The organism is Streptomyces angustmyceticus (assembly GCF_040701845.1).
In the GTDB taxonomy this organism is placed as follows: domain Bacteria; phylum Actinomycetota; class Actinomycetes; order Streptomycetales; family Streptomycetaceae; genus Streptomyces; species Streptomyces angustmyceticus_A.
This window is the reverse complement of record NZ_JBFBHQ010000017.1, coordinates 86,568-109,646: the sequence shown is the minus strand read 5'-3', so window position 1 is coordinate 109,646 and position 23,079 is coordinate 86,568. Positions and strand designations below refer to the sequence as shown.

Annotated in this window: 18 protein-coding genes; 14 read left to right on the top strand and 4 right to left on the bottom strand. The window is 73.2% G+C overall.

The window, feature by feature from the left end:
* Positions 1 to 96: 96 nt before the first annotated feature.
* Positions 97 to 1,260, top strand: coding sequence for a glycosyltransferase family 4 protein (locus AB0411_RS27435; RefSeq protein ID WP_366419950.1), 1,164 nt, complete (start codon positions 97 to 99; stop codon positions 1,258 to 1,260).
* Between the two features lie 21 nt (positions 1,261 to 1,281).
* On the opposite strand, the gene AB0411_RS27430 is transcribed toward AB0411_RS27435, so the two are convergent.
* Together AB0411_RS27430 and AB0411_RS27425 are read right to left on the bottom strand one after the other, a co-directional pair.
* Positions 1,282 to 2,913, bottom strand: a complete 1,632-nt coding sequence (locus tag AB0411_RS27430; protein ID WP_366419949.1) for a PucR family transcriptional regulator — start codon at positions 2,911 to 2,913, stop codon at positions 1,282 to 1,284.
* 148 nt (positions 2,914 to 3,061) lie between these two features.
* Positions 3,062 to 4,150, bottom strand: coding sequence for a LacI family DNA-binding transcriptional regulator (locus AB0411_RS27425; protein WP_366419948.1), 1,089 nt, complete (start codon positions 4,148 to 4,150; stop codon positions 3,062 to 3,064).
* A 135-nt stretch (positions 4,151 to 4,285) separates the two neighbouring features.
* Here AB0411_RS27425 and AB0411_RS27420 point away from each other — a divergent pair, with 135 nt between their 5' ends.
* Together AB0411_RS27420 and AB0411_RS27415 are read left to right on the top strand one after the other, a co-directional pair.
* Positions 4,286 to 5,329 (top strand): glycoside hydrolase family 16 protein, encoded by a 1,044-nt coding sequence (locus AB0411_RS27420; RefSeq protein WP_366419947.1) that lies wholly within the window; start codon positions 4,286 to 4,288, stop codon positions 5,327 to 5,329.
* Positions 5,326 to 6,534 (top strand): beta-1,3-glucanase family protein, encoded by a 1,209-nt coding sequence (locus AB0411_RS27415; RefSeq protein ID WP_366419946.1) that lies wholly within the window; start codon positions 5,326 to 5,328, stop codon positions 6,532 to 6,534. Before AB0411_RS27420 ends, AB0411_RS27415 begins: the two co-directional genes overlap by 4 nt.
* A 73-nt stretch (positions 6,535 to 6,607) precedes the next feature.
* Here the strand turns inward: AB0411_RS27415 and AB0411_RS27410 are convergent, their stop codons facing one another.
* Complete coding sequence (locus AB0411_RS27410) at positions 6,608 to 8,419, bottom strand: glycoside hydrolase family 15 protein (protein ID WP_366419970.1); 1,812 nt, start codon at positions 8,417 to 8,419, stop codon at positions 6,608 to 6,610.
* A gap of 452 nt (positions 8,420 to 8,871) precedes the next feature.
* On the opposite strand from AB0411_RS27410, the gene AB0411_RS27405 reads away from it, so the two are divergent.
* The 11 genes from AB0411_RS27405 to AB0411_RS27355 all read left to right on the top strand — a co-directional run bounded on the left by AB0411_RS27405 (position 8,872) and on the right by AB0411_RS27355 (position 22,211).
* A complete protein-coding gene (locus AB0411_RS27405; protein ID WP_086720148.1) occupies positions 8,872 to 10,527 on the top strand; it encodes a CTP synthase in 1,656 nt (551 codons plus the stop codon).
* Between the two features lie 97 nt (positions 10,528 to 10,624).
* Entirely contained in the window at positions 10,625 to 11,251 is a 627-nt protein-coding gene (locus AB0411_RS27400; RefSeq protein WP_366419945.1) for an NUDIX hydrolase, read from the top strand.
* A gap of 168 nt (positions 11,252 to 11,419) precedes the next feature.
* Positions 11,420 to 13,540, top strand: coding sequence for a tetratricopeptide repeat protein (locus tag AB0411_RS27395; RefSeq protein ID WP_366419944.1), 2,121 nt, complete (start codon positions 11,420 to 11,422; stop codon positions 13,538 to 13,540).
* 168 nt (positions 13,541 to 13,708) lie between these two features.
* Positions 13,709 to 14,824, top strand: a complete 1,116-nt coding sequence (gene ald, locus AB0411_RS27390) for an alanine dehydrogenase (RefSeq protein WP_366419969.1) — start codon at positions 13,709 to 13,711, stop codon at positions 14,822 to 14,824.
* 488 nt (positions 14,825 to 15,312) lie between these two features.
* Positions 15,313 to 16,329 carry a ParA family protein gene (locus AB0411_RS27385; protein WP_030990106.1) on the top strand — a complete coding sequence of 339 codons (1,017 nt, stop codon included), beginning with the start codon at positions 15,313 to 15,315 and terminating at the stop codon, positions 16,327 to 16,329.
* Positions 16,314 to 16,982 carry a hypothetical protein gene (locus tag AB0411_RS27380; RefSeq protein ID WP_366419942.1) on the top strand — a complete coding sequence of 223 codons (669 nt, stop codon included), beginning with the start codon at positions 16,314 to 16,316 and terminating at the stop codon, positions 16,980 to 16,982. Before AB0411_RS27385 ends, AB0411_RS27380 begins: the two co-directional genes overlap by 16 nt.
* Positions 16,983 to 17,229: 247 nt before the next feature.
* The gene (locus AB0411_RS27375) at positions 17,230 to 18,426 is read left to right on the top strand and encodes a segregation and condensation protein A (protein ID WP_366419941.1); all 1,197 of its coding nucleotides are present in this window, start codon (positions 17,230 to 17,232) and stop codon (positions 18,424 to 18,426) included.
* Positions 18,423 to 19,127, top strand: a complete 705-nt coding sequence (scpB, locus tag AB0411_RS27370; RefSeq protein WP_366419940.1) for an SMC-Scp complex subunit ScpB — start codon at positions 18,423 to 18,425, stop codon at positions 19,125 to 19,127. Before AB0411_RS27375 ends, scpB begins: the two co-directional genes overlap by 4 nt.
* Entirely contained in the window at positions 19,127 to 20,269 is a 1,143-nt protein-coding gene (locus AB0411_RS27365) for a pseudouridine synthase (RefSeq protein ID WP_366419939.1), read from the top strand. The genes scpB and AB0411_RS27365 overlap by 1 nt, the downstream gene beginning before the upstream one ends.
* A gap of 99 nt (positions 20,270 to 20,368) precedes the next feature.
* Positions 20,369 to 21,391 carry an ADP-ribosylglycohydrolase family protein gene (locus AB0411_RS27360; protein WP_366419938.1) on the top strand — a complete coding sequence of 341 codons (1,023 nt, stop codon included), beginning with the start codon at positions 20,369 to 20,371 and terminating at the stop codon, positions 21,389 to 21,391.
* On the top strand, positions 21,384 to 22,211 hold the full coding sequence (locus tag AB0411_RS27355) for a nucleotidyltransferase domain-containing protein (RefSeq protein ID WP_366419937.1): 828 nt from the start codon (positions 21,384 to 21,386) through the stop codon (positions 22,209 to 22,211). Before AB0411_RS27360 ends, AB0411_RS27355 begins: the two co-directional genes overlap by 8 nt.
* Here the strand turns inward: AB0411_RS27355 and AB0411_RS27350 are convergent.
* Entirely contained in the window at positions 22,197 to 22,892 is a 696-nt protein-coding gene (locus AB0411_RS27350) for a nucleotidyltransferase domain-containing protein (RefSeq protein ID WP_366419936.1), read from the bottom strand. The two genes, AB0411_RS27355 and AB0411_RS27350, sit on opposite strands and share 15 nt — an antisense overlap.
* Positions 22,893 to 23,079 lie beyond the last annotated feature (187 nt).

The window sequence follows — 23,079 nt, the reverse complement described above, 5'->3', positions numbered from 1 at the left end:
GGCGGGCGAACGCCTGCACGCGACGCGCCACCCCGCAGCAAACGGACCGACTCGCCGGTACGGACCGTCCCGCCCCGACCCAGGAGCCCCGACCACGTGATCAGCACCCCGACCTCGGCGCACGGGCTGTCGCCGCTGCGCACGGTCCAGGTGCTGGGGCACGGCAGCGCCGGCAGCGCCGCGCACGTCCGCTCGCTGGCCGAAGGGCTCGTGGCCCGTGGCGTGCGAGTGACCGTCTGTGCCACGCAGGAGACCGAGGAGGCCTACGACTTCACCGGCTCGGGCGCGCGGTTCGTGTACGTCCCGCCCCGGACGGATCCGGCGAGCGTGGCCGCGCTGCGCAGCGCCTGCTGGGACGCCGACCTCGTCCATGCGCACGGGCTGCGGGCCGGGCTGCGCGCTTCGATGGCGCTCCGCGGACTGCGCGGCCCCCGGGGCGGACGGCGGGTTCCGCTGGTCATCACCTGGCACACCAAGGCGCACCTGGAGGGCGCGCGGGCCGGCCTGGTGCATCTGATGGAGCGGCGGGTGGCGCGTGCGGCCGCCGTCGTCCTGGGGGCCTGCTCCGACCTCGTGGACCGGGCGCGCGAGCGGGGAGCGCGCGACGCCCGGCTCGCGCCCGTCGCGATCCCACGTCCCCGGCCGGGCGGCGCGGCGGCCGAGCCCGAGAGCCACGACCGGATGCGTCGCAAGGAACGCGCCGAACTGGGCGCGGTGGACCGCCCGTTGCTGCTCGCGGTCGGCCGGCTCGACCCGAGCCAGGGGCACGACCTGCTGCTGGACGCGGCACACGCCTGGTGCGCGCTCGACCCGCAGCCGCTGGTGGCCATCGCGGGGGAGGGCGAGCAGCGGGCCGCGCTGCAGCGGCGGATCGACGCCGAGCAGCTGCCCGTCCAGCTGCTCGGCCGCCGCGACGACGTACCCGAACTCCTCTCCGCCGCCGACCTGGTGGTGCTGCCCAGCAGGTGGGAGGCCCGCTCGCTGATCGCCCAGGAGGCACTGCGCGCGGGGGTGCCGCTGGTCGCCACCGACACCGGAGGCACCCGCGAACTGGTCGGCCGGGCCGCGGAACTGGTGCGGTACGGCGACGCCGCCGCCCTGGCCCGTGCGGTTCTCGCGCTGCTCGCCGACCCCGTGCGGCGGGATGCCCTCGCCGCGGCGGGCCGCGCCCAGGCGGCCGGCTGGCCCAGCGAGAACGACACCGTCACCCAGGTCCTCAGCGTCTACGACGAACTGACCCAGCCGGTGCAGCCGGTCTAGCGGGCGGGGCCGGGCCGGCCGTCAGGGATGGTCCGTATGGCGCCTGGCGCGCAGGGCCAGCCGCAGGCCCAGGACCGTCTGCGGATCGTCCAGGTCCGTGCCCAGCAGCTGGGCGATGCGGGCCAGCCGGTCGTACAGCGTCTGCCGGTTCACATTCAGGTCGCGGGCGGTCTCCGCCTTGCGGCCGGCGCTGGCCAGATAGGCCTCCAGCGTCGGCAGCAGCGGCTGCCGGGCAGCGCGGTCATGGGCGAGCAGCGGCCCGATGGCGCGCTCCACGAAGTCGGTGAGCACCCCCTGCTCGCCGTGTTCGCGCATCCGCCACAACAACAGCTCGATGTCCAGGCGGCGCGCGTCGTACCAGGGCGCTTCCGGCAGCCCCTGGGCCGCGGCCGCCGCCTCCGCCGCATGCCGCAGGCCGGGGCCCGCCGCCGCCCAGTCGCCCGGGGTGCCGACCACGACCACCGGGCGGGGGGCGGCCGGCCGGTCCAGGCCGGCGCGGACGACCCCGGCCCGCAGTGCCGCGGCGACCCGGTCGGCGAGCGCCTCGCGGTCCTGGCCGGCGCGCAGGGCGACGAGCATCGGGACCCGGCCCTCCACGGGGCGTACGCCGAGGAGTACCGGCACTCCCGGGGCGGCGAGTTCCTCGCGCAGGGCCTGGGCGAGCAGCGCCCAGCTGCCGGGGGAAGGAAGGCCGGCGGGCAGTCGCATCACCACCGGGAGCACCGGTTCCGTGCCGGGGCGGAAGCCCAGCAGGCGGGCCTGACCGGGCGCCTCCGACGCGGAGATCCGGCCCTCCGCCAGGTCCGCGAGGAAGTCGCCGCGGCCCCGGGCGGCGAGCACCTCCTCCTGGCGGGACTGGAGCATGACGACGGCGAGGAGGTCGGCCGCCCGCTCGGCGGCGATCCGGTGCACCGGCGCCAGCGGGGCGTTGACGGGCAGCAGGACGAGGCGGGCGCGGACCGCGTCGGGGCCGGGGCCGCCGCCGGGGACGTCGATGCGGACGCCGGTGTCGCGCAGGCCCTCCCAGGCCAGCAGCGGGTCGGCCTCCGCCGGGCCGCCGTCGCCGGCGTCCGGGCCCGCGGCGTAGAGGGGGCTGCCGTCGGGGGTCTCCAGGCAGAGCGGGTTGCCGGTGAAGTCGGCGAGCAGCCGGAGCACCTCGGGGGCGCCGCCGCCGCGCAGCAGCACGTCCGTACAGCGCCGCAGGATCTCGTCGGCGCGCCGCAGGAGGGCGTAGTGGGTGTTGATGATCTCGGTGTGGATCGCCTCGGTGACCGTGACGTACGGGACCTCGCGGTGCAGCTGGATCAGCGGCAGGCCGCAGTCCCGCGCGGCGTCGACGAGCGCGGCCGGCAGGGATTCGAAACGGGAGCCCAGCTCCACGACGAGCGCGGCGATCTCGCGGTCCGCGAGCTTGCGGATGAAGGCGCGCTGTTCGGAGGGCCGGGCGCCCAGCCCGAGCCCGGTGGTCAGCAGCAGCTCGCCGCCCTTGAGCAGCGAGGCGATGTGCGGGACCTCGCCCGCGTGCACCCAGCGCACCGGGCGGTCCAGCCGGTCGGCGCCGGCCAGCACCTCCGGCAGGCCGCGTCGCAGCGCCGGCAGCTCCAGCGCCCTGCGTACCGTGATCTCGGCTTCGATCTTCGCTTCCGGCCCCATGGCGTGGAACGGTACCCGTAGTCCGCTATCCGGAGCTGCGTGGTCCGGTTCCGGCTGCCGCGTCGGTCCCGCCCCCACCGCCGCCCTGCCACCGCACCCGGCGGAGCCAGGGGCCCGGCGGCAGCCCGGCCCGCCCCCACCGCCACCCTCACGCCGATTCCCGCACCACCAGCCGCGCCCCCGTGATCACCGGAGCGAGTCCGGCCGGACCGTCCCCCGGCACCTGCTCCACCCCGGCAACCCCGTCCGCCGCCTCGGCCTTCCGCGGGTCCAGGAGCCGCAGCAGCAACCGGGCCATCAGCCGCCCCATCTCCTCCACGTCCTGGCGCACCGTGGTCAGCGGCGGATCCGCCCAGGCGGCCGGCTCCAGATCGTCGTAGCCCACCACCGCCACGTCGTCCGGCACCCGACGCCCACGGGCCCGGAGCGTGCGCAGCGCGCCGTTCGCCATCAGGTCGGAGCAGGCGAAGACGGCGTCCAGGTCCGGCGCGGCATCGAGGAGCTCGGCCATGGCCCGCTCGCCGCCCTGCGCGGTGAAGCCGCCGTCCGCGATCAGCCGCGGGTCCGGCTCCGGTGTGCCGAGCGCCTCGCGGTAGCCGTCGAGGCGGTCCAGCGCGGAGGTCTGGTCGAGCGGCCCGGTGATCACGGCGATCCGGCGCCGGCCGCGGCCGAGGAGATGGCGTACGGCCTGGCGGGCGCCGTCGCGGTTGTCGGTGTCGACGTACAGCGGCCGCGGCGCGCGGCCGGCGCCCGCCCAGTCGGGCCGGCCGCCGAAGACGGTGGGCAGGCCGGCCCGTTCGGCCATGGCGGGCAGCGGGTCGTCGCGGTGCAGCGAGAACATCAGCGCGCCGTCGACATGCCCGGCCGACAGGTAGCGGCCGATGCGGTCGTAGTCGTCGCGGTGCTCGACGAACATCAGCAGGAGCTGGGTGTCGGCGGCGGCCAGTTCGCGGCTGATGCCCCGCAGTTGGCGCCCGAAGAACGGGTCGCTGAAGACCCGGGTCTCGGGCTCCGCGATGACCACGGCGACCGCTCCCGTGCGGCGGGTGACCAGGGAGCGGGCCGCGCTGTTGGGAACGTAGCCCAGCTCGGCCACCGCCTCGCGGACGCGTTCGCGGACCTCGGCCCGTACGCCCGCACCGCCGTTGACCACGCGGGAGACCGTGGCGCGGGAGACCCCGGCGAGCGCGGCGACCGCCTCCAGCGTCGGGCGCGGACCGTTCGGCTCAGACACCATTCAACTCCTTTTTCCACACGGTGACTTGACGGTGTTCGGTCGAGTGGGCAGGGTTCACAGCGCACGACATGAGAGCGCTCTCACGCTGACTGGCTCCACGGAACTCCCCACCCCCCACTGCCAGGAAAGAATGTCATGAGCATGAGATATCGGCCCGGAAGCCGGGTGCACAAGCGGCGGCAGGAGCGGGCGGGCGCCCTGCTCCTCGCCGCGAGCACCGCACTCGTCGCCACCTGTGCCCTCGCCCTCCCGACGGCATCCGCCGAGGAGACCGCCCCCGCCCCGGACGCCGCCCCCACGGCCCTCCGGGAAGTCTGGCGCACGGACTTCGACGGCAGCGCCGGATCACGCCCCTCCGCCGACGACTGGATCACCGACACCGGCACCGGCTACCCCGGCGGCCCCGCCCAGTGGGGCACCGGCGAGCGCCAGACCTACACCGACCGCCCCGAGAACCTCCGGCTCGACGGCGCGGGCCACCTGAGGATCACGGCCCTGAAGGACGGCGGCACCTGGACCTCGGGCCGCATCGAATCGCGGCGGACCGACTTCGCCGCCCCGGCCGGCGGCAAGCTCCGCATCGAGGCGGACATCCGGCTGCCCGAGGTGTCCGGTGACGGGGCGCTCGGCTACTGGCCGGCGTTCTGGACGCTGGGCGCCGACTACCGCGGCAACTACCAGAACTGGCCGGGGATCGGCGAGTTCGACGTCATGGAGAACGCCAACGGCCTCGACAAGGTCTGGGGCACGCTGCACTGCGGCGTCAACCCCGGCGGGCCGTGCCACGAGACCCAGGGCAGGAGTGCTTCGCGTGCCTGCCCCGACAGCGCCTGCCAGGCCGGCTTCCACACCTACGCGCTGGAGCTGGACCGCACCGACGGCGCCGCGGAGGCGCTGAACTGGTACGTCGACGGCCAGAAGTTCCACACCGTCACCGCCTCCGAGACGGACGCCGACACCTGGGCCAGGGCCACCCACCACGGCCACTTCCTGCTGCTCGACCTCGCCATGGGCGGCGCGTTCCCGGACGGTGTCGCGGGCCGGGCCACTCCCACCGACGCCACCCGGCCCGGCGGGTCCCTCCTCGTCGACCATGTCGCGGTCCTCGTCCAGCAGCCCGCACCGTCCCGTACCGCCCGGCCGTCCCGGCGCCCCGCCCCGCAAGGAGCCACCTCGTGATCACTCGCCGCAGCCTGCTCGGCGGACTCGCCGCCGGCGCCGCCGCCTCCGGGGCCGCCCTGGCCGGCCGTGCCCTCGGCGCTCCCGCACCCGCCGCCCGGTCCGGCCGGGCCGCCGACGGGATGCCCCTGCACCTCGTCAACCACTCCGGCGCCTACGCCAACTCCTCGGTCTGGATCTACATCGTCGGCAACGACGGCACCCAGCAGGTCCGCGTCACCCCGGACGGCGCACTCAGGCCCGTCGCGCTCGCCGACAACGGCCCGGACGGCTACACCGACTACGCGATCCCGCTCGCCGCGAGCGGCACCACCACCCTCCACCTGCCGCGGATGTCCGGCCGGATCTACACCGCGCTGGGCGGCAAGCTCAAGTTCAAGGCGGTCGAGGACGGCAACGGGAAGGCCGCGCTCGCCTACCCGGCGGGCTGGGTCCCGTCCGACCCCAACTACGACGTCCTCCACGACTGCGCGGAGTTCACCTACAACTCCGGCGGGATGTACTGCAACACCACGATGGTCGACATGTTCAGCGTCCCGCTCGCGATCAAGCTCACCGGCGCCGCGGAACAGACCACCGGCACGCTCAAGGACGGCGCCCGCGCCAGGATCTTCTCCGACGTCGAGGCCGCCGAGGGCTTCGACCGCCTGGTCATCGGCGACCAGCGCGTGATCGCCCCCGGCCACGGCCTCGACACCGGGCTCTTCGACAAGGACTACTTCGCCCCGGCCATCGACGAGGCCTGGTCCGCCTACGCGGGCAAGGACCTGACCGTCACCACCGACGCGGGCACCTTCACCGGCCGGGCGAGCGGCGGCACGCTCTCCTTCACCGGGCCCCGCGGCACCGCGGGCCGGGGATCCGCACCCGCCGGCACGGTCTCCTTCGACAAGCCGTCCACCCGCGACGTCCTCTTCTGCGACGGCACCCTCGCGGCCCCCAACGACGGGACCCGCGGCCCGCTCGCGGCCGTCCTGGGCGCCGCCCTCAACCGCTCCACCCTCGCCTCGCAGGCGCGGCAGCCCGCCACCGACCCGGCCGCCTTCTACCGGCAGCGGCTGACCAACCACTACGCCGAGGCCATGCACAGCGCGACGCGGGACGGCAGGGCCTACGGCTTCGCCTTCGACGACGTGGCCGGCTTCGCCTCGTACATCGAGGACGGCGCACCGACGGAGATCACTCTCACCCTGACCCCGTTCTGACAACGAAAAGGTGCCGTCCGGAAGCCGGACGGCACCACGGAACGCCGGGGAGGCCGGCGCCCGGAAGGGGGCGCTAACCCCCGTAGGCCCCGCTGGCCGTCAGCCGCAGCGCCGTGTCGATCAGCGGAACGTGGCTGAACGCCTGCGGGAAGTTGCCGACCTGCCGCCGGGCCTTGGGGTCCCACTCCTCGGCGAGCAGTCCCAGGTCGTTGCGGAGCGAGAGCAGCTTCTCGAAGAGCTTGCGGGCCTCGTCGACCCGGCCGATCATCGCGAGGTCGTCCGCGAGCCAGAACGAACACGCCAGGAAGGCACCCTCCTCGCCCTCCAGACCGTCCACGCCGAGATCGTCCGCACCGGACGTCGGGTAGCGCAGCACGAAACCGTCCTCGGTGGACAGCTCCCGCTGGATCGCCTCGATCGTGCCGATGACGCGCTTGTCGTCCGGCGGCAGGAAGCCCATCTGCGGGATCAGCAGCAGCGAGGCGTCCAGCTCCTGCGAGCCGTAGGACTGGGTGAAGGTGTTGCGTTCCTTGTCGTAGCCGTTCTCGCAGACGTCCCGGTGGATCGTCTCGCGCAGGTCCTTCCAACGCTCCAGCGGTCCGTCGACGTCCCCGGACTCGATCAGCTTGACCGTGCGGTCGACCGCGACCCAGGTCATGACCTTGGAGTGCACGAAGTGCCGGCGCGGGCCGCGGACCTCCCAGATGCCCTCGTCCGGTTCGTCCCAGTGCTTCTCCACCCATTGGATCAACTTGAGCTGGAGCAGCGAGGCGTAGTCGTTGCGGGCCAGGCCCGTCATGTGCGCCAGGTGCAGCGCCTCGGTGACCTCGCCGTAGACATCGAGCTGGAGCTGTCCGGCGGCGCCGTTGCCGACCCGTACCGGACGGGAATTCTCGTATCCGGGAAGCCAGTTGAGCTCGTTCTCGCCCAGTTCGCGCTCACCGGCGATGCCGTACATGATCTGCAGGTTCTCCGGGTCGCCCGCCACCGCCCGCAGCAGCCACTCGCGCCAGGCCCGCGCCTCCTCGCGGTAGCCGGTGCGCAGCAGGGAGGACAGGGTGATCGCGGCGTCCCGGAGCCAGGTGAAGCGGTAGTCCCAATTGCGCACGCCGCCCAGGCACTCCGGCAGCGAGGTCGTCGGCGCCGCCACGATCCCGCCGGTCGGCGCGTACGTCAGCGCCTTCAGCGTGATCAGCGAGCGCACCACCGCATCGCGGTAGGGGCCGTGGTACGTGCAGTGCTCGACCCACTCGCGCCAGAACTCCTCGGTCGCCTCCAGCGACGCCTCGGGCTCCGCCACGGCCGGCGGCGGCTTGTGGGAGGGCTCCCAGCTGATCGTGAACGCGATCCGCTCACCCGGCGAGACCGTGAAGTCGGAGAACGTCGTCAGGTCCTTGCCGTAGGTCTCCGCCTCGGTGTCCAGCCACACCGAATCGGGGCCCGCCACCGCGACCGTACGGTCGTCCACCTTGTGCACCCAGGGCACGACCCAGCCGTAGGAGAACCGCATCCGCAGCTCCGAGCGCATCGGGACGCGGCCGCTGACGCCTTCCACGATGCGGATCAGCTGCGGTGCGCCGTCGCGCGGCGGCATGAAGTCGATCACCCTGACGGTGCCGCGCGGGGTGTCCCACTCCGATTCCAGGACGAGCGAATCGCCCCGGTAGCGCCGGCGGTCGGCCGGTGCGGGCCGGCCCCCGGGGCCGTTGACCGGCCCCATCCGCCAGTATCCGTGCTCCTCCGTGCCCAGCAGCCCTGCGAAGACCGCCGGGGAGTCGAAGCGGGGCAGGCACAGCCAGTCGACCGTGCCGTCCCTGCACACTAGAGCGGCGGTCTGCATATCGCCGATAAGTGCGTAGTCCTCGATGCGCCCGGCCACGTGCATCTCCCGTCGAACTGGAGTCACGCCCCCCATGGGACGTTGTGATCTGTCCGTCCTGCCCATGAAACGTCGCCGAGCAGCGGGACCGGAAATCGGGCTGGCGCACCGCCCAGCGGTAGCTGGGGGAGGGTGGTGCCTTCCCGGGCGGCTCGTAGCGAGTGTCCGAGCAGGATACGACGCACGTGGGTGATCCGCGCGACCCTCGCGACGAGTGAAGCGGTCCAAATGGGTGGCCTCCGTCACGTGACAGCGTCATCCGGAACCATCACCTCCAGGTTCCGCCGTGCGGCCGGACACGACCATGCCCGGTCGCTGATAGCCTGGTACCCCGTGGACCGGTGGGACCCAGCAGACGTCACGGCACCCCCGAACCGCAGCGACGGCACCCCTGAATTCCAGGGCCCATGCCGCCTCGCACCTCTCCACCTCGCGACCACGGGAGCTCCCTCTTGGCCATGCCGCCCAAATCCACGACGACCAAGCACCTCTTCGTCACCGGGGGCGTCGCCTCCTCGCTGGGCAAGGGGCTCACCGCCTCCAGCCTGGGTGCTCTCCTCAAGGCGCGCGGTCTGCGGGTCACGATGCAGAAGCTCGACCCGTACCTGAACGTCGACCCGGGAACGATGAACCCGTTCCAGCACGGTGAGGTCTTCGTCACCAACGACGGCGCCGAGACCGACCTGGACATCGGCCACTACGAGCGGTTCCTGGACGTCGACCTCGACGGCTCCGCGAACGTGACCACCGGCCAGGTCTACAACACCGTGATCGCCAAGGAGCGGCGCGGCGAGTACCTCGGCGACACCGTGCAGGTCATCCCGCACATCACCAACGAGATCAAGCACCGCATCCGGCGGATGGCGACCGAGGACGTCGACGTCGTCATCACCGAGGTCGGCGGCACCGTCGGCGACATCGAGTCGCTGCCGTTCCTGGAGACCGTCCGTCAGGTCCGCCACGAGGTCGGCCGGGACAACGTCTTCGTCGTGCACATCTCGCTGCTCCCCTACATCGGCCCCTCCGGTGAGCTGAAGACCAAGCCGACCCAGCACTCGGTCGCGGCGCTGCGCAACATCGGCATCCAGCCCGACGCCATCGTGCTGCGCGCCGACCGCGAGGTGCCCACCGCCATCAAGCGCAAGATCTCGCTGATGTGCGACGTCGACGAGGCCGCGGTCGTCGCCGCGATCGACGCCCCGTCGATCTACGACATCCCCAAGGTCCTGCACACCGAGGGCCTGGACGCCTATGTCGTACGGAAGCTGGACCTCCCGTTCCGCGATGTGAACTGGACCCAGTGGGAGGACCTGCTCGACCGCGTCCACAACCCCGACCACGAGGTCAAGGTCGCGCTGGTCGGCAAGTACATCGACCTGCCGGACGCCTACCTCTCGGTCACCGAGGCGCTGCGGGCCGGCGGCTTCGCGAACCGCACCCGCGTGAAGCTCAAGTGGGTCACCTCCGACGACTGCAAGACCCCGGCCGGTGCCGCCGAGCAGCTCGCCGACTGCGACGCGGTCTGCATCCCCGGCGGCTTCGGCGACCGCGGTGTGGACGGCAAGGTCGGCGCGATCACCTACGCCAGGGAGAACAAGCTCCCGCTGCTCGGCCTGTGCCTGGGCCTGCAGTGCGTGGTCATCGAGGCGGCCCGCAACCTGGCCGGCATCGAGGGCGCGAACTCCACCGAGTTCGACCCGGCCGCCGCCGACCCGGTGATCTCCACGATGGCCGAGCAGATGGACATCGTCGCAGGTGAGGGCGATATGGGCGGCACGATGCGGCTGGGGATGTACCCGGCCAAGCTCGCCGAGGGCTCCATCGTCCGCGAGGTCTACGACGACCAGCCGTACGTCGAGGAGCGCCACCGCCACCGCTACGAGGTCAACAACGCCTACCGCGGCGAGCTGGAGAAGAAGGCCGGGCTGCAGTTCTCCGGCACCTCCCCGGACAACAAGCTCGTCGAGTACGTCGAGTACCCGCGCGAGGTGCACCCCTACCTCGTCGCCACCCAGGCGCACCCCGAGCTGCGCTCCCGCCCGACCCGCCCGCACCCGCTCTTCGCCGGGCTGGTGAAGGCCGCGGTCGCGCGCAAGACGGGCACCGCGAAGTAAGGGACACCGCGGCGGATACGGTTGCCGGGGTACGGCCTCTTCGGAGGCTGTGCCCCGGTTTCTGCGTTGGTTCAGGCAACACACAGGAGGACGCGCCATGACGATCAAGGACACCCCCGAGGAGTGGACGGTCATCGCGTCCAGGACGCCGTTCACCGGGAACAAGACCAGCGTGCGCACCGACGAGGTCGTCATGCCGGACGGCAGCACCGTCACGCGCGACTACCAGGTCCACCCCGGTTCCGTGGCCGTCCTCGCCCTCGACGACCAGGACCGGGTGCTGGTGCTGCGCCAGTACCGCCACCCCGTGCGGCAGAAGCTGTGGGAGATCCCCGCCGGGCTCCTCGACGTCCCCGGGGAGAACCCGCTGCACGGGGCGCAGCGCGAGCTGTACGAGGAGGCACACGTCAAGGCCGCGGACTGGCGGGTGCTGACCGACGTCTACACCACGCCCGGCGGCTGCGACGAGGCCGTACGGATCTTCCTCGCCCGGGGTCTCGCCGAGGCCGAGGGGGAGCGGTTCGAGGTCTCCGAGGAGGAGGCCGACATGGAGCTGGCCCGGGTGCCGCACGACGAGCTGGTCCGCCTCGTCCTCGCCGGTGAGCTGCACAACAACTGCCTGGTCGTGGGGGTGCTGGCGCTGAGCGCCGCCCGCAGCGGCGAGGGCCTGGACGCGCTGCGGCCGGCCGAGGCCCCGTGGCCGGCCCGCCCCTTCGAGGCCTGAGCCGCCGGGCCCACCGCCCCCACCCGGAGCCGGTCGGATGATCGACCGATCCGATCGGGTGACGCAACCGCCCTGCTCTGCAGGGGAGGTGACGGCCCGTGAACTACGCTCGGCAGCGTTCCGTCCCAGCGGCGGACGCATATGCGCAGGTGGACGGGAGCGTGACCGGTGACGGACCAGGCGGTGGGCGGGGGGCACCTCGCGCCCGGGATGGCGGAGGGGCCGGTCACGGCGGCACCCGGACAGCGGGCGCCGGGGTCCCGCGAGGACGGTGCCGCCCGCCCCTCCACCACCGGGTTCACCGGCCGCCGCCGCGAGCTCAAGGCGCTGCACGCCGACATCGCCCGGGCCGGCCTGGACACCCTCTCCGGCCGCAAAGGCGCCCGCAGCCGGGTGCTGCTGATCGCCGGCCGCCCCGGCTCCGGCCGTACGGCCCTCGCCGAGGAGCTGCTGAGGGAACTGGCGGACGGCCACCCCGACGGCGTGCTGCGGGCCACGCTGACCGGGCCGGGCGGCGAACCGGCCGACACCGCCCGCACCGCGCGCGAGCTGCTGGCCGCGCTCGGCGCCGACGCCCCGCCCGGTGCCGCCGAGGACGAGCTGACCGAGCAGCTGCGCGAAGCCCTCGCCGGGCGCCGCGCGCTGCTCTTCCTGGACGACGCACCCGGCGCCGAACAGGTCGAACCGCTGCTCCCCGACGCCCCCGACTGCCTGGTCGTGGTGGTCTCGCAGGGGCCGCTGACCGGCATCCCCGACGTCCGGCCGTGCGCCCTGGGCGGCCTGGACAGCGCGGCCGGGGTCGAGCTGCTCAGCCGGTACGCCGGGCCGACCCGGATCACCGTCGACCCGCGCACCGCCGACAGCGTCGCCGAGGAGTGCGGCGGCCAGCCCGCCGCGCTGGTGCTGGCCGGGGCCTGGCTCGCCGCCCGCCCCAAGTCCTCGGTCGCCGACCTGTACCAGGCGCTGCACGCCGTCGGGCTGCCCCCGGACCTGCCCACCGGCGCCCGCCCGCTGTTCCGCGCGTTCCGCCTCGCCCATGACGCGCTGCCGGCGCCCGCCGCCCGCATACTGCGGCTGATCACCCTGGCACCGGGCGGTCTCGTGGACGCGCACATCGCCTCCGCCCTGGCCGGCTGCTCGGTGGCGGCGGCCGCCACGACACTCGCCGACTTCACGGCGCTCGGCCTGCTGCGGTCGGTCGCCCCCGAGGACGACGAGGCCCCCGCGGCCGGCATCGGCACGCCCGATCCGGCCCTGCGCCCGCAGTACCGGCTGCCCGGCTGCCTCGACCCGCTGGCGCGCGAACTGCTCCGGGAGCACGAGCGCCCCGCCGACATCCAGCTGGCCCGCGCCCGGATGCTGGAGCGGACCGTACGGCTGCTCCAGTCCTGCCGGGCGATGGGCGAGCCGGCCGATTCGCCCGCCCGGGAGAAGGTCGACGGGCTGCCGCGCTCGCTGCGCTTCTGCTCCCGGGGCGCCGCCGCGCACTGGCTGCGCAGCCGCCGCGGCGCGCTGCTCGACGCCGCCAGGATCGCCGTCGCGGACGGTGAACTCGACACCCTGGACCGGCGGTTGATGGCCGCGCTGACCCGGACGCTGCTCGTGCACCAGGGCCCCGAGGCCGCCGCGCCGGACCTCTATGCGCTGCACGGACTCGTCCTCCAGGTCGCCGAGCGGCGCGAGCTGCCGCGGGAGAAGGCGGCCGCCCTGCTGAACCTCGCGGACCTGGACGGGCAGGCGGGCCGCACCGCCCAGGCGCTCACCCGCTACCGGGGGGCGCTGGAGGCGGCCCGCTCGGTGCAGGACCCGGTCGCGACCGGGCGGGCGCTGGAGTCGCTGGGCGGTACGTACACCGCGCTGGGCGACTGGCAGCGGGCCGCCGACTGGTACGGCCGGGCGCTGGAGCTGCGGCTGGCCCGCGGCGAGAGCGGGGACGCGGCGCGGCTGCAGGGCCGGATCGGCGGGGCGCACACCTACGCGGGCCGGTGGGGCGAGGCGCTCAAGGCATGGCGGGCGGCGGTCGGCACGTACCGCAGGACCGGCGATGTGGCCGGCCAGGCGCGGGCGACCGGTGAGGTGGCCCGGGTACAGGAGTACGCGGGACGGCCCGAGGAGGCGCTGCGGACCTGCCTGGAGGCCCTCGGCATCGCCCGGAAAGCGGGCGACGGACGACTGGAGGCGGCGCTGCAACTACGGATTGCGGACACCCTCGACCGGCTCGGAGATCCGGCAGCGGCACGGCTCCATCGGGCCGTGGGGGAGCGACTCCTCGAAGATCACTCCGAGTGACCTGCGAAATCGGTAGTGCTTCTCGCGAGATTTAATGCTTTGCAAGGCTAGACAACGAGAGCTCCTTCAATAGACTGGCCGGGCCGCGTTCGGCGCGGTCAGTTCCGTCATGCATCGCATGAGGGGATAATTCCTCCTGCACCCTCTCTTTCAAGGACCGTGATCGACGTGAAGGTCGGCATCCCCCGCGAGGTCAAGAACAACGAGTTCCGCGTGGCCATCACGCCCGCCGGAGTCAACGAACTCGTCCGCCACGGCCACCAGGTCTTCATCGAGAAGGACGCCGGCGTCGGCTCGTCCATCCCGAACGAGGAGTACGTCTCCGCCGGTGCCACCATCCTGGACACCGCCGATGAGGTCTGGGGCACCGCTGACCTGCTGCTGAAGGTCAAGGAGCCGATCGCGGAGGAGTACCACCGCCTCCGCAAGGACCAGACGCTCTTCACCTACCTGCACCTGGCCGCCTCCCGGGAGTGCACCGACGCGCTGCTGGAGTCCGGCACCACCGCGATCGCCTACGAGACCGTCGAGACGGCCGGCCGCCAGCTGCCGCTGCTCGCCCCGATGTCCGAGGTCGCGGGCCGTATCGCCCCGCAGGTCGGCGCCTACCACCTGATGCGCCAGGCCGGCGGCCGCGGTGTGCTGCCCGGTGGCGTCCCCGGTGTCCACGCGGGCAAGGCCGTCATCATCGGCGGTGGCGTCTCCGGCTGGAACGCCCTGCAGATCGCCGTGGGCCTCGGCTTCCACGTCACCCTGCTCGACAAGGACATCAACAAGCTCCGCGAGGCCGACAAGATCTTCGGCACCAAGGTGCAGACGATCGTCTCCAACGCCTACGAGCTGGAGAAGGCCGTCGTCGAGGCCGACCTCGTCGTCGGTGCGGTCCTGATCCCCGGCGCCAAGGCCCCCAAGCTGGTCACCAACGAGCTCGTCGCCAAGATGAAGCCCGGAAGTGTTCTTGTCGACATCGCGATCGACCAGGGCGGCTGCTTCGAGGACTCGCGTCCCACCACGCACGCCGAGCCGACCTTCGCGGTCCACAACTCGGTCTTCTACTGCGTCGCCAACATGCCCGGCGCGGTGCCGAACACCTCCACCCACGCGCTCACCAACGCCACGCTGCCCTACATCGTGGAGCTGGCGAACCGCGGCTGGGTCGAGGCGCTGCGCCGTGACCCGGCGCTGGCCAAGGGTCTGAACACGCACGACGGCAAGGTCGTCTACGGCCCCGTCGCCGAGGCGCACGACCTGGAGCACGTCGAACTGCGCACCCTCCTCGGCTGAGACGTCAACGAAGCGCGTCAACGCTGCATATCCGGCCGGGCCTTGGCAACAAGGCCCGGCCGGTCGCATAGGGGGCGCACGGAACCCCGCGTTCCGGAACGCCGGCCCCCAACTCGCCGCGATCGTGACCCTTTAGCCGTTTCGCGCACCCCGGAAACTTCGGTCCGATGCGACGTGCGCCCTTGACATCGGGAGTCCGGTTACCGACACATCGTGCCAGGTCCGGTGGATTGTGTTGCTGCGGACGCCCGACACGCCATAGAGTCGCCAACCGTCGGCATGGTGCCACGCTGACCTATCGATAAAGTTTCCTGGTCACATCCAAGGAGGTAAGACGACTTGTGAATGAGTCGACATTTTCTCCCGGAGGTGGTCGACCAGGAGCGGTTGCAGGGGGCCAGGACCCCTCGGGGCGCGAGGCTGTCGGCTCCGTCGCGGTCCACACCTTCGCAGCCCACCAGAGCATTTCCACGACAGCCCACCAGAGCATGGACGGCCATCACGTGAACGCCATGGCCGGCGACCGGGGCAGTGGAGAACCCGCCCGTCTCGCCGACTACGACGACCTGCCCCAGGGGCACTTCTACGACCCGGACGCGGAGTACGAGCCGGACCCCGAATACGCCGCGACGCTCGCGCCGGACGCCGCGCGCCAGCGCCGAGAGCGCGTCGGGCCGACCGGACGCCCGCTCCCCTACTTCCCCATCCCGGGACCGCTGTCCGACCACGGCCCCGCCAAGATCATCGCGATGTGCAACCAGAAGGGCGGGGTCGGCAAGACCACCTCGACCATCAACCTCGGTGCCGCGCTCGCCGAATACGGCCGACGGGTGCTGCTCGTCGACTTCGACCCGCAGGGCGCCCTGTCGGTCGGACTCGGCGTCAACCCGATGGAGCTCGACCTGACGGTCTACAACCTGCTCATGGAGCGGGGCATGGCGGCCGACGAGGTGCTCCTGAAGACCGCGGTCCCCAACATGGACCTGCTGCCCAGCAATATCGATTTGTCAGCGGCAGAGGTGCAGTTGGTCAGCGAGGTCGCGCGCGAGTCGACCCTGCAGCGCGCCCTGAAGCCGCTGCTGGCCGACTACGACTACATCGTCATCGACTGCCAGCCCTCCCTCGGCCTGCTCACCGTCAACGCCCTGACGGCGGCTCACAAGGTCATCGTGCCGCTGGAGTGCGAGTTCTTCGCCCTGCGCGGTGTCGCGCTGCTCACCGAGACCATCGAGAAGGTCCAGGAGCGGCTCAACCCCGAGCTGGAGCTCGACGGCATCCTGGCGACGATGTACGACTCCCGCACGGTGCACAGCCGCGAGGTCCTGGCGCGTGTCGTCGAGGCCTTCGACGACCACGTCTACCACACCGTCATCGGCCGTACGGTCCGCTTCCCCGAGACCACCGTCGCGGGCGAGCCGATCACCACGTACGCCTCCAACTCCGTCGGCGCCGCCGCCTATCGTCAGCTCGCCAGGGAGGTGCTCGCCCGGTGTCACGCCGAGTGAGTCTGCCGGGAGCCGACGAACTGTTCCGTACCACCGGGGGAGTGGGGCTGCAGCCCTCCAGCCCCCGTCGCGCGGCGAACGGCTCCGCGGCAGGCGGCGAGGCGCCCCGGGTGCCCGCACCGGCCGGCGAGCCCGACACCGCGGAGGAGGCGCCGGAGGCGGCCGCCGCCGTACGGCAGCGCCGGTCCGGGACCGCCGGCAACTGGGACACCCCGGCAGCGACGGCCGGTGACGGCGGACCGGCCACGCCGCCGCGGGTACCCGCCGTCGGGCCCCCCGCCGAGCACAGCGGCCGGGAGGGCGACGGCGACACCGCCAAGGGCCACCGGGCCGCGGCGGGCCAGGGCGGCCAGGCAGGTTCCGACGCGGCCGCGGCGGCCGCGCAGGCCGGTGGCCAGGGCCGCCGGCGCGGCGGCTCCCGCGGCGCCAACCGCCGCCCCAGCGGCCGGGAACGGCACGACGAGAAGATCACCGTCTATGTCTCCGCCGAGGAGCTCATGGACCTCGAACATGCGCGGCTGGTGCTGCGCGGCGAACACGGCCTCGCCGTGGACCGCGGCCGGATCGTCCGCGAGGCGGTCGCGGTCGTCCTCGCCGACCTGGAGTCGCGCGGCGACGCCAGCATTCTGGTGCGGCGGCTGCGGGGGCGCTGACGCCCGGCGCCTGCGCGGGCGCGGCCGGTCCGGTGCCCGTGGAACGCCTGTGGGGTGGCCGCCCGTCGTGGTGGCGGAGATGCCGTGTGACGGTGGCCGCGGTGCTGAAACGTCACGCCGCGCGGGCCCGGCCGCGTCGGGTCGGCCATGGCACGGGCGCAGCGAGATAGCCTGCCTCCTCGGCGGGGTCTCCCGCCCCTGACCAGCCCGCCGCCCCCGGCGCGGGACCGCAGCACCATGGACCGCGATGCCGACGACCAACGACGACGCCCCCGCGCCCCGCGCCCGCAGACCTCTCGGGCGGGGTGCCGCCGCGGGGCCGGTGGCGCCGGACGGTCCCGGGGTGCCGGATGGAGCCGGGGTGCCGGATGGGCCCGAGGTGCCGGATGAGCCCGCGGCATCGGTTCCGCCCGAGGCGTCGGACGATCCCGAGGCGACCGGGGCGGCAGGTGCGGCCGAGACGCCGGAGGCCGGCGACGCGCCGCCGGCAGCCGCCTTGGCCCCCGAGCCCGCTTCGAGCCCTGATCCCGCCTCCGACCCCGGCCTTCCTCCCGGGGAAGGCTCCGGTGGCCTTCCGGGCTCCGAGCCCCCCTCGGCCCGGGAGCCCGGTGACGGGAGGTTCACCCTCCGCCTGGACAACTTCGAGGGGCCCTTCGACCTCCTGCTGCAGTTGATCTCCAAGCACAAGCTGGACGTCACCGAGGTCGCGCTGTCGAAGGTCACCGACGAGTTCATGGCACACATCCGGGCCATGGGGCCGGACTGGGACCTGGACCAGACCACCGAGTTCCTGGTCGTCGCGGCGACGCTGCTGGACCTGAAGGCGGCCCGGCTGCTGCCCGCGGCCGAAGTGGAGGACGAGGCGGACCTCGCGCTCCTGGAGGCCCGCGATCTGCTCTTCGCCCGGCTGCTGCAGTACCGCGCCTACAAGCGGATCGCGGACATCTTCAGCGACCGGCTGGCGGACGAGGCCCGGCGCCACCCCCGTACGGTCGGGCTGGAGCCGTACCTCGCCGAGCTGCTGCCCGAGGTGGTCATCAGCACCGGAGCGGACGGGTTCGCCCGGCTCGCGGTGAAGGCGATGCAGCCCAAGGCCAGGCCGCAGGTCTATGTCGACCACATCCACGCGCCGCTGGTGAGCGTGCGGGAGCAGGCCGAGGTCATGATGGCGCGGCTGCGGGAGGCGGGCGAGACCAGCTTCCGGGAACTGTGCGCGGACGCACCGGACACCCTGACCGTCGTGGCGCGTTTCCTGGCCCTGCTGGAGCTCTACCGGGAGCGGGTGGTGGTCCTGGAGCAGGAGGAGGCCCTGGGGGCGCTGCAGGTCCGCTGGACGGGCACGGAGGGGGCCGAGCCGGTGGTCACGGACGAGTTCGACCGGGAACCGGGGCCGCGCGACGACGCGGCGGAGCAGGGAGCACACACAGCGGAGGAGCGGGCATGAGCGGCGAGGCCGACAGCGGGGCGTACGACATCACGGAGGCGCAGGCCGGCGCGGGCGGGACCCCCGGCGAGCGGTCCGGCGCACCGGCCGGGGCGCTGGGCGTCGCCGAGCTCGCGCTGAAGCCCGCGCTGGAGGCCGTCTTGATGGTCGTCGACGAGCCCGCGACCGAGGAACACCTGGCCAGGGTGTTGCAGCGGCCCCGCCGCGCGGTCGCGCTGGCGCTGCGCGAGCTGTCCGACGACTACGCCCGCCAGGGGCGGGGCTTCGATCTGCGGCTGGTGGCCGGGGGCTGGCGGTTCTACTCCCGCGCCGCGTACGCGGACGCGGTGGAGAGCTTCGTCCTGGACGGGCAGCAGGCCCGGCTCACCCAGGCGGCTTTGGAGACTCTGGCCGTGGTCGCGTACCGTCAGCCGGTCAGCCGTTCCCGTGTCTCGGCCGTACGCGGCGTGAACTGTGACGGTGTGATGCGCACGCTCCTCCAGCGCGGCCTGGTGGAGGAGGCGGGGACGGAACCTGAAACAGGTGCGATCCTGTACAGGACGACGAACTACTTTCTGGAGCGGATGGGCCTGCGCGGCCTGGACGAGCTCCCTGAGCTCGCACCGTTCCTCCCGGAGGCGGACGCGGTCGAGGGCGATTCCCCGGAAGGTATCCCGTCGTTCGACGTAGACGACAGCGGCGACTCTCAGACGGATCATTGATGCGAAGCAGCGGCAGGAACAACGACAGCGGGCGGGGCAACTACCGCGGCGCGGGCAATAAGCGGGACGAGAAGCAGCAGCGCGCCGGCCGTCCCCGTCCGGAGGAGCGCCGCTACGACGTGGGCGGCCCCGGCGACCAGGGCGGCAAGGACGGGCGCGGCGGCGCCAAGAGCGGTGGTCCCAAGAGCGGCAGCCCCAAGAGCGGCGGCAGCCGGGGCGCGGCGGCCCGCGGCGGAGCCAAGGGCGGTCCGCGTACCGGCGCGGCCTCCAAGGGGTCCCGCCCGGGTGCCAAGGGCGGTCCGCAGCGCGGCCGCGGCCAGGCGCCCGCGCGGCCCCGCGAGTACGACGCCCAGGTGGAGGAGCGCAACCGCGCCCGCCACGACAAGCCGCAGGTCAAGACCCCCAAGACGTTCGGCGACCAGGAGGGCGAGCGCCTGCAGAAGGTGCTGGCCAGGGCCGGCATGGGCTCGCGGCGGGCCTGCGAGGAGCTGATCGACCAGGCGCGGGTCGAGGTCAACGGCCAGATCGTCATGGAGCAGGGCGTCCGGGTCGACCCCGAGAAGGACGAGATCAAGGTCGACGGCCTGACGGTCGCCACCCAGTCGTACCTCTTCTTCGCGCTGAACAAGCCGGCCGGTGTGGTGTCCACCATGGAGGACCCCGACGGCCGGCAGTGCCTGGGCGACTACGTCACCAACCGGGAGACGCGGCTGTTCCACGTCGGCCGGCTGGACACCGAGACCGAGGGCATCATCCTGCTCACCAACCACGGCGAGCTGGCCCACCGTCTGACGCACCCGCGCTACGGCGTCAAGAAGACCTACCTGGCCGCGATCCAGGGCCCCCTCCCGCGCGACCTGGGCAAGCAGCTCAAGGACGGCATCCAGCTGGAGGACGGCTACGCCCGCGCCGACCACTTCCGGGTCGTGGAGAACACCGGCAAGAACTACCTCGTCGAGGTCACGCTCCACGAGGGCCGCAAGCACATCGTCCGCCGGATGCTGGCGGAGGCCGGCTTCCCCGTCGACAAGCTCGTCCGTACGAGCTTCGGCCCGATCGCCCTGGGCGACCAGAAGTCGGGCTGGCTGCGCCGGATGACCAACACCGAGGTCGGCATGCTGATGCGCGAGGTCGAGCTCTAGAGCCGCCGCCGTCTCCGGCGGGTCCGCAGGGCGGCAAACGCCTTGCGGACCCGCCCGGCCACCCCTTAATGTCACTGCGACATTAAGGGGTGGTTTTTCATGGTGTCCACGGGGGTCACGGGGACCGTCGCCACCGGCTCGCTGATCGGGCTGGCCCTGGGTGACGCGCTCGGCTTTCCCACCGAGTTCAACGAGGTGCCGGCGATCCTGGCGAAGTGCGGCCCGTGGCGGCGGATGGCGCTGCCCGACCCCGCCTTCGTCACCGACGACACCCAGATGACGCTGGCGCTGGGCCGCGGGCTGCGCACGGCCATGGGGCGCGGTGCGCTCACCCCGTCCGGCCTCCTGGCGCCCGTACGCGAGGAGTACGTCGCCTGGTGGCGCTCGCCCGACAACAACCGGGCGCCCGGCGCCACCTGCCTGGGCGCCTGCCAGCTGCTCAGCGACCGGGAGCGGCCGTGGGCCGAGGCCGCCCGGATGGGGTCGAAGGGCTGCGGCGCCAATATGCGGGTCGCGCCCATCGGGCTCGCGCCGGGGCTGAGCCCCGAGCAGCGCTCCGGCGCCGCGCAGCTGCAGTCCGCGCTGACCCACGGGCACCCCACCGCGCTGGCCGCCTCCGACCTGACCGCCCGTGCCGTACGCGCCCTCGCCGATGGCACCCCGCCCGCCCAACTGCCCGGCCTGCTGCGGGCGTACGCCGAGGACCAGCGCACCGTCTACCGGGAGGACTGGCTCGGCGACCTGTGGCGGCGCAGCCAGGACCCGTCCGAGGCGGCCTTCGCCGCACGCGGCTGGGACGACTGCCTCGGCGTCCTGGACCGGCTGGACGCGGCGCTCGGTGCCCCGGACCCGGAGGCCGACCCCTGCCTGGCCACCGGCGCCGGCTGGATCGCCGAGGAGGCGCTGGCCACCGGGCTGCTGTGCTTCCTGCTCTTCCCCGACGAGCCGCTCACCGCGCTGCGCCGGGCCGCCTGCACCTCCGGCGACTCCGACTCGATCGCCTGCCTCACCGGCGCCTTCGCGGGCGCCCACCTCGGGGCCGGCGCCTGGCCCGAGGAGTGGGCCGCCCGCATCGAGTACCGCGACGAACTGCTGGCACTGGGGGAGGCCTGGGATGTGTGAGAGCCCGGCGGCCACCGAAGCGGACACCGCACGCGAGGCCGTCCTGCGTGCGGCCGGGCTGCCCGACGTCGACCTGGGTGCCGTGGTCGCCGGACAGGACGATCCGCTGGTCTTCGCGACGGTCTCCGGCGCCCACCTGTACGGCTTCCCGTCCCGGGACTCCGACGTCGACCTGCGCGGCGCCCACCTCCTGCCGGCCGCCGCCCTCCTCGGGCTGCACGAGCCGGAGGAGACCCGGACCCGGATGTGGGAGCAGGGGCGCACCGAGCTGGACCTGGTCTCGCACGACCTGCGCAAGTTCGCCCGGATGCTGCTCCGGCGCAACGGCTACGTCCTGGAGCAACTGGTCTCGCCCCTGGTCGTGCACACCACCGCCGTGCACGGCGAACTGCTCGCGCTGGTGCCGGACCTGCTCACCGCCCACCACGCCCACCACTACCGGGGCTTCGCCGGGACCCAGTGGCGGCTGTTCGAGAAGACCGGCGAGCTGAAGCCGCTGTTGTACACGCTGCGAGTGCTGCTCACCGGCATCCACCTCATGGACAGTGGCCGGGTCCAGCCCCATCTGCCCACACTGGCGGACGAGTTGGCCGCGCCCTCCTACATACCGGAGCTGATCGCGGCCAAGGAGGAGGCCGAACACGGCACGGCAGGCGAGGTGGTCGGCCCGGAGCGGCTGCGCAGGGACGTCGAGGCGCTGCACGGCCGGCTGGACGCCGCGCAGGACGCGACCGCCCTGCCGGACGCTCCCGGCGCCCACGAGGCGCTGCACGACCTCCTCGTCCGGGCCAGGACGGCGGGCGCCTCAGCCCAGCGCTGAGGCCCGCCGGGCCCGGAACAGGAAGTCGGCCACCCGGCCCCGGTCCGGCTCGGCCGGCAACGGCGAGCCGGACACCGCGGCCTCGGCCTCCTCCGCCAGCCGCGCCATCCGGCGCTCCACCGTCTCCCAGGCCACCTCACCGCGCCGGACCGCCAGCAGCTCCTCCCGGTCCCGGCCGACGTCCAGGGTGAGCCGGCCGGTGCGCAGCAGATCGCGGGAGGAGGCCAGCAGCCGCAGCAGGTGCATGGCGTGCTTCCAGCGGGGCGCGCCGTGCTGGCGCACGTCGGCCCGCAACTGCTTGAGCTGGCCGCCTGCGTAGCCCGCGAAGGTGCGGTGGGCCTGCCGGGACAGGAAGGCGTCGCGCAGTGCGAGCAGTTCCCGGCCGGTGGCGTCGACCCGCTCCACCAGCGGGGAGTGCAGGCACTCCAGGATGGTGGGGTTGGCGCGCAGCGCCAGGTGGCAGAACCGCTCCAGCTCCCAGGAGAACTCCTCCTCGCGCGGGCCCTCCACATGGGTCGGCGGCTTCTCGAAGCCCCAGAAGAGCGGGGTGGGGGCGAGATACACCCCGCGCCGGTCGGTGTCACTGGTCTCCGTGGCCAGACCGAAGGCGCGCGAGCCCATCACGCAGGCGTAGACGGTGTGCTCGGCGACCAGGGTGTGACCTGCGGCGGCTTCGGACATGGCGGCGATTGTCGCTGGTGGGATGGTGAATGTCACCAGGTTTCCGAGGCGGAATGCCGCACTCCGGCAGCTTTGTCACTGTCGGTGGGCGGCCGGTCGCGGCGGGCAGAGGGCCGCCGTCGCCCCTCGGGGCCGTCCCGCCGTACGGCCTGCGCGTACGGATTGTCGGTGCGGCTGGTTACGCTGA

What these genes read in the sequence shown, in the direction of transcription:
- AB0411_RS27430 (WP_366419949.1), bottom strand. Translation starts at nt 2,913, where the DNA reads ATGGGGCCGGAAGCGAAGATCGAAGCCGAGATCACGGTACGCAGGGCG.
- AB0411_RS27425 (WP_366419948.1), bottom strand. Translation starts at nt 4,150, where the DNA reads ATGGTGTCTGAGCCGAACGGTCCGCGCCCGACGCTGGAGGCGGTCGCC.
- AB0411_RS27420 (WP_366419947.1), top strand. Translation starts at nt 4,286, where the DNA reads ATGAGCATGAGATATCGGCCCGGAAGCCGGGTGCACAAGCGGCGGCAG.
- AB0411_RS27410 (WP_366419970.1), bottom strand. Translation starts at nt 8,419, where the DNA reads ATGCACGTGGCCGGGCGCATCGAGGACTACGCACTTATCGGCGATATG.
- AB0411_RS27405 (WP_086720148.1), top strand. Translation starts at nt 8,872, where the DNA reads ATGCCGCCCAAATCCACGACGACCAAGCACCTCTTCGTCACCGGGGGC.
- AB0411_RS27400 (WP_366419945.1), top strand. Translation starts at nt 10,625, where the DNA reads ATGACGATCAAGGACACCCCCGAGGAGTGGACGGTCATCGCGTCCAGG.
- AB0411_RS27385 (WP_030990106.1), top strand. Translation starts at nt 15,313, where the DNA reads ATGGACGGCCATCACGTGAACGCCATGGCCGGCGACCGGGGCAGTGGA.
- AB0411_RS27375 (WP_366419941.1), top strand. Translation starts at nt 17,230, where the DNA reads ATGCCGACGACCAACGACGACGCCCCCGCGCCCCGCGCCCGCAGACCT.
- scpB (WP_366419940.1), top strand. Translation starts at nt 18,423, where the DNA reads ATGAGCGGCGAGGCCGACAGCGGGGCGTACGACATCACGGAGGCGCAG.
- AB0411_RS27365 (WP_366419939.1), top strand. Translation starts at nt 19,127, where the DNA reads ATGCGAAGCAGCGGCAGGAACAACGACAGCGGGCGGGGCAACTACCGC.
- AB0411_RS27360 (WP_366419938.1), top strand. Translation starts at nt 20,369, where the DNA reads ATGGTGTCCACGGGGGTCACGGGGACCGTCGCCACCGGCTCGCTGATC.
- AB0411_RS27355 (WP_366419937.1), top strand. Translation starts at nt 21,384, where the DNA reads ATGTGTGAGAGCCCGGCGGCCACCGAAGCGGACACCGCACGCGAGGCC.
- AB0411_RS27350 (WP_366419936.1), bottom strand. Translation starts at nt 22,892, where the DNA reads ATGTCCGAAGCCGCCGCAGGTCACACCCTGGTCGCCGAGCACACCGTC.